Source organism: Rickettsia sp. TH2014, assembly GCF_019249195.1.
Lineage (GTDB): Bacteria > Pseudomonadota > Alphaproteobacteria > Rickettsiales > Rickettsiaceae > Rickettsia > Rickettsia felis.
The window spans coordinates 1-2,340 of the sequence record NZ_MXAX01000125.1; the positions used below are offsets into that span (position 1 = coordinate 1).

Consider the following 2,340-nt stretch of genomic DNA (forward strand, 5'->3'; position numbering starts at 1 on the left):
ATCAAGCAGTATCTCACATCATTTGCAAATGATAATCCTGATTTAAAAACAAATATTGATCAGTATTTAGTAGCTGTGAATGATTATAGTAATCAGGACTTAGAGAAGCTAATACTAGATTTTGCAGAAGGGCAAAAGGTAGTAAAAGAAATGGAGCTACATGAGGCAGAAAGCGTGCTTGCACCTTATATGAGTTGCGGCATGGAAGCTCGTCAAGAAGCTATGGCACTTGAAGGAATAGATGATGAAGTACAAAATCATGAGGTTTTGGCGTGATATACTTCAAAAAAGTAGCACTAAAGAAAAAATATTTCACATGGTAATCTATTATTGATCGTAATAGTAGATTACTACAAGTATCATTTATAACAAATCAAAAAATATCATCATGTCTTTTACAATACAAGAACAATTATTTCGTGCTGCTATCACTGGTAATGCACAGGATATGTCTAATTTACTATTACAGAAACCAGAATTAAATATTCATAATAATACTGGTATGTCTCTTTTATATGCAGCCGCAACATATCAACGAGAAGAGGTTGTATCTCAATTATTAGCAGCAGGAGCGGACTCTAATATTCAGAACTGGACAGGAACATGTTCATTACATACAGCAGTCATAAAAAATAGTAATAGAATATTAGAAGATCTACTAAAATATGGCGCTAATATCAATCAGCAAGATAGATATGGTATGACACCTTTACATATGGTAGCGACACGCAGAGGGCTAGAACGTATAAAATTTTTGTTAGATCATGGCGCTGATGTTAATAAAGTTAATAATCAAGGTGAAACTGTGCTACTAATTACAGCAGAGTGTCAGGATGATCAGATAGTAAAATATCTAGTAGAACACCAGGAGCAATACGGAGTATTAACAAATCATGTAGATATAGAAAACACTTCCATTATGCATTATTACAATGATAATCCTAAGATGCAAAGATTTTTATTTGAGAACGGAGTAGTGCCAAGTAGTGCGACGGATGTGAATAATCTTCAGAATATTACACATGATGCTCAATCAGTACATGCAACTCCTGCAGTTAAGCAGATGAAGTTCTATATACAGGAGCTTAAGAATACATTTAGTAATCAAGATATACGGGAATTAACTAATGAGTTTAATCTAAGTAAGGAATTAAAGCAGTTATTTAACTTTGGAGCAAATAGTAAAAATATTGAGTTGCTCAGTCTACCAAAATCCGAAAAAGAAGATTTATTTAAACCAATATTTGATAATACACAGGATAATCAAACAAAGGAACATTATCAGGCATTACTTGAAAGTAATAATGCTGATTTTGCAAAAGAAATAATTTCTAAGTCTGTAGTTGCTTTAGACAAATGGTTAGAGCGGGATGCTCAAGGGAACTATAAACATGGTAAAGCTTTGGCTACTATGCAATATGATTATAGTAATGATGAGCATGGCAAGGTAACGTTACCTGAAACATTATCCATGATTAGGTGGCTAATTGATCAAAATCCAACGTTAGAGGAAAAAAAAGAGTTACTTGCTACTTTCTGTGATATAAATAGACATTTAGTACAATCTAATCTTTCTCAAATCCGAGCCTATTATCCGAAGATTAAAGAGCAAGATTTTGTAAACAAGACATCAGTACATCAGTTATTATCACAATTAGATGATCAGACAGTTAGTACTCTATACAATGTAGTCAGTAATGAAGATATAGAGACTGTATTGAAAGAACAAAAGCTCTTTACATTAGCTAAAGGCATATATGTAGCATCTATAGCGTATGGAGAGGATAGAGAGGCATGCTTCGGCGGGGCTATGCAGCAGATAGTGGCAACTGTTGGTGAAATAAGCCCTACCATTATGAATAAATATACTGAGTATTTAGATGAAGAGAATAAGCGTAACGCTAATCAAGTAAATATAGATGGTAATAATGTGCTGTCTGTAGTGGAGGTTATGTCAGATACTTTAATTGGGCAAGTGCAAGATAAGCCTGATGTGGCATTGATGTTATCGGAGGCTACTTTAAGAGTAAAAGAATCACTTGAATCTATACCAATCTTAGATCCTAATAGTATTACATTAGAGCAACAGAAGTTATTATCACCAGTACATAGAGCATTTTTAAGTGATGTTAAGAAAGCACTGCCTAATTATGCCAGAGATATACCAACACGCGAAGAATTGGTACTTGTAGTAAGCTCACTAGATCAAAGTCCTAAGTTACAGCAATGGTCATTGTCTTATGAAGAACCTACACAAAATAAACGTAAGAGCGATGAGCAGGTACCACAGACAAGTAAAAAATTAAAAACAGATAATTTATCAGCTGTTGAAAGACTTAA

At 33.8% G+C, this 2,340-nt stretch carries 1 protein-coding gene and 1 pseudogene; both read left to right on the forward strand.

All coding sequences use genetic code 11. The annotated features are described in order from the left end of the window. A pseudogene (locus KYQ89_RS02360) lies at window positions 1–276 on the forward strand (patatin); the annotation flags it as partial. Between the two features lie 112 nt (window positions 277–388). Further along, window positions 389–2,340 (forward strand): ankyrin repeat domain-containing protein (locus KYQ89_RS02365; RefSeq protein WP_218460247.1); only part of this gene is annotated, 1,952 nt, incomplete at its 3' end.